Genomic DNA, 8,695 nt, shown 5'->3' with positions numbered 1-8,695 from the left:
GCCTGCAGTACGCCGTCGTCACGATGTGCATCGGCGGAGGCCAGGCGTTGGCGGCTCTGCTCAAACGCTGGTAGTAGTGCCCGCGCAAGCGCGCTCCTCCCCGACAAGGGAGGAGCGCGCTGCTCGTTCGGCGTGCCTGCGCGCGCGTCGGCCGCTCGGGCAGGCGCAAGTTAACGGATCCGCAACGCCAGAATCGCACTGTTGTGAATCATGGTCATGATTACTACGATTGCTCTAACCAGATCAAGGAGGATCTCATGGCTACAACTCGATTCCGGGCTCCGCTCGCTCTCATCAGTATTGCGGCGGCCGGTTTGCTTCTCGCCAGTTGCTCTGTGGGCGGCGGATCCGACGTAGGCGGAGGCGCGGAGCCCGCCGAGGTCGATGGGCCTCTTGCCGAGCTGTATGAGGCGGCGAAGGAGGAGGGCACCGTCATCTGGTACACCTCGTTCATCCCCGACAACATCGCGCAGATCGAGCCGGCCTTCGAAGAGCAGTTCCCGGGCGTCGATCTGCAGGTTCTGCGGCTCGGCGGCACGGAGGGTCCGATCCGGTTCTCGTCCGAGGTCAAGGCCGGCGCGTCGAGTGCCGATGTGCTGACGACGAGCGAGATCGACTTCGGCGAGGAGGCGAAGGCGGAAGGTTGGGCCGATGACCTGAGTACCTTCGACCTGCCGACGCTCGCCGACTACCCGGAGGAGTTCGTGCGCGGCCCGCTCGCGGTCACGCAGATTGCGCCGATCCGTGCGACGTACAACACCGACCGCGTCGAGACCGCTCCCATTGCGTGGGAAGACCTGCTCGACCCCGCCTACGCCGACCAACTGATGCTCGTTGACCCGCGCGCGATCCTGCCGTGGATGGGTCAGTACTACGTCCTGAAGGAGGAGTTCGGTATCGAATACCTCGAGGGTGCTCGCGACGAGATTCTCGGCGCTTTGGGGATCCAGTGAGCACAGCAGGAGCGCCTTCAGGCGCCGATCAGAAGACGGCGACGGTCGTCACGGGTGACTCGCTCGCGCCGGTCCTCCAGATCGACAACCTCTATAAGCACTTCCAGCTGCCGGGCGAGAAGAAGGTCACGGCCGTCGACGGCATCGACCTCACCCTCAGCCGCGGTGAGTTCCTCGTGCTGCTGGGGCCGTCGGGCTGCGGCAAGACCACGCTCCTGCGTTGCGTCGCCGGTCTGGACTCGCCCGACTCCGGTCGGATCCGGATCGGCGGGCGCGACGTCTACGACAGCTCGCGCGCGATCAGCCAGCCGCCCGAGAAGCGCCACATCTCGATGATCTTCCAGACCTACGCGCTGTGGCCACACATGACGGCGGCCCAGAACGTAGCGTATCCGCTGATCTCTCGGGGCGTGCCGCGCAAGCAAGTGAAGGAGCGCGTCGAGCGCGTGCTCGAGCAGGTCGACGTCACGTCGCAATCGAAGCGCTTCCCGAACGAGATGTCCGGCGGTCAGCAGCAGCGCGTTGCGCTCGCGCGTGCGCTCGTGTCGGAGAGCGACCTGATCCTCTTCGACGAGCCGCTGTCGAACATCGACGCGAAGGTGCGCGAGCAGCTGCGCGAGGAGATGCTCGAGATGCAGCGCACGCTGGGGTTCACCGCGTTGTACGTCACCCACGATCAGTCTGAGGCGATGCACCTCGCGCACCGGATCGCCGTGCTCGATACGGGCAAAGTCGCGCAGCTCGATACGGGACGTGCGATCTACACGCGACCCGCCAACCGATACGTCGCGCGCTTCATCGGTCGCACCAATGAGACCACCGGTGCCGTGACGTCCGTCTCTGACGGCGCCGCGGACGTGACCACGCCATTCGGAAACGGGCGTGCGACGTTCACCAACGAGGAGGTCCCGGTGGGCGCCGACGCGGTCGTCGCCTGGCGCCCCGAGAACGCGCAGGTCGTGGCCGCGGACGCGCCGGCCCCGGAGCGCGCGGCGCTCGTGGTCGACGGCGAGGTCACCGCGAGGGTCTTCGTCGGCATGCATGTCGAGTTGTTGGTGCATGCCAACGACGAGACGCTGCTCGCGATCGCGCCGCCTGACTCGCTGATCCGCGAGGGGGAGCGGGTGCGGCTCGTCGTCGGCGAGGGATCCCTGTTCGCCGTTCCGCAGCCGGAAGAGAAGTGACGTGATGGCTGCCGTCACTCAGGCTTCGACGAAACCGAGCGCCGGTAACCGCCTCACTTCGTGGGTGCGCGGCCTGTCGCCGTTCGGGATGTTCGCGGGGCTCGTCACGATCGGCATCGTCGCGCTCGTCGGCTTCCCGCTGCTCTCGACGCTGTGGAACGTGTTCATCGTCGATGGGAAGGTCGACTTCAGCGCGTTCGTCGACGTGTGGGCGCTGCCCGGCATCGGGTCCGTGTTGCTGAACACGGCCATCGTGCTGGTGATCGCGTTGCCGATCTCGCTCGCAGTTGCGACCGTGTTCGCGTGGCTCATGGAGCGCACGGATGCGCGCATCGGCTGGGCGTCGACGATCCTGCCGCTGATTCCGCTGATGGTGCCGTCGCTTGCGGGCACGGTCGGGTGGATCGCGCTCACCTCGGGTCGCGCGGGCCTCCTCAACGTGTGGATCCGCGACCTGCTGAGCGTCGTCGGCATCGATCTGGCGGAGGGGCCGTTCCAGATCTACTCGTGGGGAGGAATGGTCTTCCTCTACGTGCTGTATGTCGTGCCATTCGGGTACCTTTCGATCAGCTCGTCGCTGCAGAACCTCGATCCCTCGCTGGAAGAGGCCGCGCGCGTCAACGGATCCGGCATCCTTCGCACGTTCTTCACCGTCACGATCCCTGCGATCAAGCCGGCGCTCGTCGGCGCGTTCAACATCCAGCTCATCATCGGCTTCGCGATGTTCTCGATTCCGGCCACGGTGGGTGTCTCCTCGGAGATCGAGGTGCTGGCACTGCGGATCTATCGCCTGCTGACCTTCTCGTACCCGCCGGACACGGGATCCGCCGTCGTCCTATCGATCCTGATGCTCGTCGTCGTGGCGATCGCCGGCTGGTGGCAGTTGAAGGTGAACCGCACGAAGCGCTATGGAACGATCGGCGGGCGCATCGGGCGCGGCGCGCACGTGAAGCTCGGACGGTGGCGCGGGTTCGCGATGTTCTGTGTGCTGTTCTACATCGCATCGACGTCGGTCCTGCCGTTCCTGGGGCTCTTGTTCCTCTCGGTGCAGGGGTTCTGGTCGAGCGAGATCGACTTCTCGCGGTACAGCTTCGACAACTACGCGGCTGTACTCAGCACTCCGGATATCCAGGCGTCGCTGTTGAACTCGGTGCTGTTCGGCATCCAGGGCGGCCTCGTCGCCATGATCATCGGCCTCATCGTCGCGATGTACCTCGCGCGCAACACCGGTATCGCGGCGAAGATCGTTGACTTCATCTCAAGGATCCCGGCGACATTGCCGCACCTCGTCGTGGCCGTCGCGTTCATCGCGGCGTTCGCGGGCCCGCCGTTCAACCTCGCCGGCACGTCAGCGATTCTGATCGGTGCGTACATCGTGATGTACCTGCCGCAGGCGGTGATCTCGTCGAACTCGGCGATGGCGCAGGTCGGTAACGACATGATCGAGGCGTCGCTGATCTCGGGCGCGGGGCAGGGGCGCACCTTTGTAAAGGTGATCCTGCCGCTCGTCTGGCCGGGGTTCATCTCGGGCTTCGTGATCTGCTTCGTCGTCATGGCAGGCGAGCTCACCGGATCCGCGCTGCTCGCGGGCGTGCAGACGCCCGTGATCGGATTCACGATGATCAAGATGTGGCTCGACGGATCGACCACGCTGCTCGCAGCGCTGTCGGTCATCGTGAGCGTCGTCTTCAGTGTCGTGACGCTCGCGTCGCTGCTGCTGGCGAAGCCGCGCCGCCGCCGCGGGTAGAGGCGACTCATGGAGGGCCTGGATTCGGTATCGTGCCGAGTCCAGGCCCTTGCGGCTGCATGTTGTGAGACCGTGCCTCGATGCTGAATCAGCTCGGTGATCAAGATACTGTGAGCGCATGCTTTGGAGGCGGTACCGCGCGGCCGCGATCAGCGCGATTCCGATTGGGATCGGTGTCGGGGCCGTCTTGGGTATTGCGGTGTATCTCACGGGTAACTCTGACTATCGCGAACAAGGAGGGTGGGGCGCTTTCGCCTATCTCTTCGCGGTCGGTGCAGGTATTGGAGCCTTGAGTGCCTTGGCAGCTCTCATCGGTGGGTGGCTTGTCGTCCTCACGGCCGAGCGACGCCAGCGGGAGCCAGTCAGAACTCGAAGTATCCGAGGTGCGGCGGGAGCGGCGGTCGGTGCAGGCATGCTTTGGCTCGCTGTGGGAGTCGTGACGTTATTCAGCACGCCGTCGGGCGCGGCCTGGATGTTCGGATTCGTGATGCTCGCCGGAATTGCAGCGGCGGTCGCGGCCACGGTTGCATGGATGGTGCTCAAACGTGCTGAGCGTGCTCCGCACCGGCACGATACTTGACGGCCGCCCGCCGTTCAGCGGGCGGCCGTCGACGCGTCATGGGCGGCTGGGAGCGTGGGGGCGTCCCGGTCCCCAGCGTTCGGATGGTCGATGCCACACACCCGCCGTCGTCTCGGATTGGCGGCCATCGTCGCGGCCGCGGCGCTCGCCGTCTCCCTGCCCACGACCGCAGCGGTCCAGGAAACTCCTGCCGAGTATCGACCCGCGGCGCAGGCGCCGATGTTGGTCGAGCCGAGCGAGGAGCCCGGATCGCGGTTCACACTCGCGGTGCTGCCCGACACGCAGTACGCGTCGCGCTACGCCGCGGCCGAATTCGAACCACGGTTCGGGACGGACCCGTTCCGCACGCAGACCAATTGGCTTGCGTCACACGCGGAGAGGCTGCGCATCCCCTTCGTCGCGCACCTCGGAGACGTCGTCGATCAGGCGTATGACGAGAGCCAGTGGGAGGTGGCCGACTCCGCGATGCGCACGCTCGAGGACGCGGGTCTGCCGTACTCGGTGCTGCCAGGCAATCCCGACGTGCGAGACGGCGACGGCAAGGTAGAGGATCGCGACTACGATCTCACCGCCGAGCCGTACGCCCAGTGGTTCGGCGCTGCGCGCGCCGCGACTCAACAGACCTGGCGCGCGAGCGACCCGACGGGACTCAGCCAGGCCCACGTCTTCGCTGCCGAGGGGCAGAGCTTCCTCGTGCTCGCCCTGGCGTGGCGCGCGTCGGACGCGACGATCGCGTGGGCCGACGGCGTGATTGCGCAGCATCCTGAGCTCCCGGTCATCCTCACGACGCACGCCGCGATCACTGTCGACGGGTCTACGGCACGCGACACCGAGTACGGGCTGCGCCTCTGGGACGAGCTCATCCGCGGAAACGATCAGATCTTCCTCACACTCAACGGGCACTTCCACGGAACCGCCGTGCACACGCGTGTCAACGACGCCGGTCACGAGGTGACGCAGATGCTCATCGATCACCAGATGTCGTACGGCGGCGGCGACGGTTACCTCGCGCTTCTCGAGTTCGACCTCACCCACGGCCAGCTCGCCGTGGAGACCGTCTCGCCATGGGTCGCGGGCAAACCGCCCGAGACGCTCGCGCCGGGGGAGAAACCGGTGCTCGACGGCGAGACGGAGCGGTTCGCGATCCCGGTCGACTTCGGCGCGCGGTTCGCGGGATTCGTGCCGGAGTTCGGCGCGGGTGCCGAATCAGTCGGACGACTGGGCGCGGTCGCACGAGGGCTCGTTCTCGACGGCTTCGTCCCGGCCGCAGGCGAGCCCGATCCAGACGCGCCGACCATCGACATCGCCGCGGGCGCGCACATATCCCGCGACCCTGAGCTCACCGGCAGCGGTGAGCCCGGGGCCATGGTCGCGGTCGACGGCACCTGGACGCTCACGCTCGACCGTCCGATCGCCGGGGCGGGCGCGCAGACCCTGACTCTCACACAGTGGCTGGAGCCGAGCGTCGACGCTCCTATCGAGGTCGAGGTCGTTGCAGACTGAGCGCAGGGCGCGCATGTTCGCCGCGCACCCCGCGCTTCGGTAGAGGGCCTTGAGCAGCGCCTCTGATTACGCACGATGCGCGGCTTGTCTTTGACCGTGAACCGAGCTCCTTCGCCGTCACACCGTGGAAAGAAACGCCCGCGTGCCGTCGAGGGCGCGCTGGGCGGCTTCCTCGGGTGAGAGGGCGCGTAGGTCGTCGTCTCGACGGCAGCGGCGCACGGACGCGCGCCCCCTGCGCAGCGCAGCGAAGGCGTGGAGGAATCGTGGCAGGAGTAGCGCTTGCGATCGTCGTCGCAACGATCCTGTTGTGCCTCGTCGTCGGTGTGCCGATCGCGGTCTCGCTCGGGGCGGCTGGCACCATCGGCGCGCTCGTCGTGGGCGGCACGGACCAGTTCGGCGGCATCACCTTCGCGATGTGGAACAGCGTCGACAACGCGACCTTCACGTCGGTGCCGGCCCGGACTCTCGGTCACGAGCGGCCCCGATCTCATCGCGCCGCACATCATCGGCGAGGTCAGGTTCGACGATGTGCGCGTGCCGCGGGGCAACCGCATCGGGGAGGCGGGCACCGCCTTCAAGCTCATGCTGCAGACGCTCGCCGTGTTCCGCGTCACGGTCGCGGCCGCCTCGCTCGGCATTGGCCGCGCGGCGCTCGAGGAGGCGGTGAAGCACGCCACCGAGCGCGAGCAGTTCGGCAAGCCGCTGCTCGCGCTCGGATCCGTATCGCAGAAGCTCGCGCTCAGTTGGGCCGAGCTCGAGGCGGCGCGGGCCCTGACGTATCAGGCCGCCGCGCAGGCGGCCTCGAATCCGCTCGCGCACATCGCCGACACGTCGATGGCGAAGGTCGTGTCGACCGAGACCGCCGGCCGCATCGCCGATCGCGCGGTGCAGACGATGGGCCGATTCGGGCTCGTGCGCGGCAGCGACATCGAGCGCCACTACCGCAACTCGCGCCCGGGGCGCATCTACGAAGGATCCACGGAGGTGCTGCTCGACTCGCTCGCGCGGCAGCTCGGCAAGCGCGCGAAGGCCGCCGAAGAAAGCGGAGGATCGTTCCTATGATCATCGACGCTCACACCCACATCTGGCCTGACAAGATCGCCGATATCGCGCTCACGGCCAATCCTGTGCCGGGGCTGGAGCCGCGCGGCGACGGCAAGGTGTCGGGTCTCGATGAGTCGATGCTCCATACGGGCGTGGACCTCAGCTGCTGCCTCGCGATCGCCAACGAGGCGCGGCATGTGCACCGCGTGAACGAGTTCGTGGCCGGGATCGCGAGCACGACCCGTTTCCCGGTCGGCACCGTGCACGTCGACCTGCCGGTTGAGGAGAACATCGAGAGCCTGCGCCGCAATGGCATCACGGCCGTCAAGATCCACCCGCTCTTTCAGCGGTTCGCGCTCGACGACCCGCGATTGTGGGACATCTTCGAGGCGTTCGGCGATGAGTTCTCGGTCATCGCGCACGTCGGAGCGGGGGGAGACGAGTTCACCAACTCGCTCTCGAGCCCCGATATGGTGCGCCGCATCACGCGTCAATTCCCCGATCTGCGACTCGTCGCATGCCACTTCGGCGGTTACAAGCTGTTCGATGACGCCGAGGAGCTGCTGGCGGGAACCGATGTCGTGCTCGAAACGTCCTGGCCGCCGTCGCTCGCGCTGCTGCGGCCCGAGCGCGTGAAGAAGCTCATTCGTCACCACGGATCCGAGCGGATCGCGTTCGGATCGGACTGGCCGATGACCGCCCCCAAGGCCGAGCTCGAGGCGCTCGACAGCCTGGGCCTCACCTCGGATGAGGTCGAGAACGTCCTCGGCGCGACGCTCGCGCGCGTGTACCGGCTCGGCGCGTAGCCCGCCGAGCCGGCAACGCCCGTCAGTGCCAGCTGATCGGGGAGTTGACCGTGTCGGGATACTTCTTCTGCACGTACTTCGTGTAGTCGCTGATGTGGTCGCGCATCGCTTCGGCCGCCTCGAACGAGTCATGCGCGGCGAGCGCGTCGTACACGCGCACGTGCGCGGCGTGCACGGGACCGCGGCGGTGACGCGGATACTCCACGCCCATCGACGTGCCGTCGAGGATGCCCGTGAGCGCGTCGATGAGGTGCGCGAAGAAGTGGTTGCCGGAGGAGTGCGCGACGATGTCGTGGAACTCCTGGTTCGTCTCGGTGAACACGTCCTCGTCGTCGAGGTGCGCGCCCATCGTGTCGATGTTCTTCTTCAATCGGACGAGATCCTCGTCGCTGATCCGCTTCGCTGCGAGCCGTGCCATCGCCGGCTCTACGCTGTTGCGCGCCTCGACGATGTCGCGATACGGCGCGTTCTCGAACTGCAGCAACAGCGTCAGCGACGTCGCGAGACCGGTTCCGTTGGCCTGCTCGACCACCGGGCCGCCGCCCGGACCGGGCTTCAGCGTGATCATGCCCTGCAGCTCGAGGAATCGCAGCGACTCGCGAAGCGTGCCGCGGCCGATCTGATACTGCTCGAGCATGACCTTCTCGGGCGGCAACCGGTCGCCGGCAACGTTGCCGCGCTGTTGGATGTCCGCGACGATCTGCTGAGCGACGAGAAGTGCCGTCTTCTGGGGACGCAATGTCACCTGGCTCATCGGAAGCCCCCTGTGCTTCATATATCCGCCCTGCCGGGCGGGCGTTCGGGTCACGAAACTATTTGTTGCGACCGTCGATTTTTGTCAACTATACGCATGCTGAACCATATCGTGCGCATAGATT

Annotated in this window: 8 protein-coding genes; 7 read left to right on the top strand and 1 reads right to left on the bottom strand. The window is 66.7% G+C overall.

The features are described 5' to 3' along the window. Window positions 1-257: 257 nt before the first annotated feature. From ACTIAO_RS16050 to ACTIAO_RS16020, 7 genes are all read left to right on the top strand, one after another. A complete protein-coding gene (locus ACTIAO_RS16050; RefSeq protein ID WP_441845397.1) occupies window positions 258-953 on the top strand; it encodes an extracellular solute-binding protein in 696 nt (231 codons plus the stop codon). After that, the gene (locus ACTIAO_RS16045; RefSeq protein ID WP_441841483.1) at window positions 950-2,137 is read left to right on the top strand and encodes an ABC transporter ATP-binding protein; all 1,188 of its coding nucleotides are present in this window, start codon (window positions 950-952) and stop codon (window positions 2,135-2,137) included. The genes ACTIAO_RS16050 and ACTIAO_RS16045 overlap by 4 nt, the downstream gene beginning before the upstream one ends. A gap of 4 nt (window positions 2,138-2,141) precedes the next feature. After that, window positions 2,142-3,884, top strand: coding sequence for an ABC transporter permease (locus tag ACTIAO_RS16040; protein WP_441841482.1), 1,743 nt, complete (start codon window positions 2,142-2,144; stop codon window positions 3,882-3,884). A gap of 412 nt (window positions 3,885-4,296) precedes the next feature. After that, the gene (locus ACTIAO_RS16035; protein ID WP_441907159.1) at window positions 4,297-4,464 is read left to right on the top strand and encodes a hypothetical protein; all 168 of its coding nucleotides are present in this window, start codon (window positions 4,297-4,299) and stop codon (window positions 4,462-4,464) included. Window positions 4,465-4,554: 90 nt separating this feature from the next. Beyond that, window positions 4,555-5,967, top strand: coding sequence for a hypothetical protein (locus ACTIAO_RS16030; protein ID WP_441841481.1), 1,413 nt, complete (start codon window positions 4,555-4,557; stop codon window positions 5,965-5,967). A gap of 534 nt (window positions 5,968-6,501) precedes the next feature. Next, window positions 6,502-7,029 carry an acyl-CoA dehydrogenase family protein gene (locus ACTIAO_RS16025; protein WP_441841480.1) on the top strand — a complete coding sequence of 176 codons (528 nt, stop codon included), beginning with the start codon at window positions 6,502-6,504 and terminating at the stop codon, window positions 7,027-7,029. Then, a complete protein-coding gene (locus ACTIAO_RS16020) occupies window positions 7,026-7,817 on the top strand; it encodes an amidohydrolase family protein (RefSeq protein ID WP_029153302.1) in 792 nt (263 codons plus the stop codon). Before ACTIAO_RS16025 ends, ACTIAO_RS16020 begins: the two co-directional genes overlap by 4 nt. 22 nt (window positions 7,818-7,839) lie before the next feature. Here the strand turns inward: ACTIAO_RS16020 and ACTIAO_RS16015 are convergent, their stop codons facing one another. Continuing rightward, window positions 7,840-8,571, bottom strand: coding sequence for a FadR/GntR family transcriptional regulator (locus ACTIAO_RS16015; RefSeq protein WP_036322539.1), 732 nt, complete (start codon window positions 8,569-8,571; stop codon window positions 7,840-7,842). Window positions 8,572-8,695: the final 124 nt, after the last annotated feature.

The sequence above is a fragment of the Microbacterium sp. genome, from assembly GCF_052099035.1.
In the GTDB taxonomy this organism is placed as follows: domain Bacteria; phylum Actinomycetota; class Actinomycetes; order Actinomycetales; family Microbacteriaceae; genus Microbacterium.
This window is presented reverse-complemented; position numbering and strand designations above follow the sequence as displayed.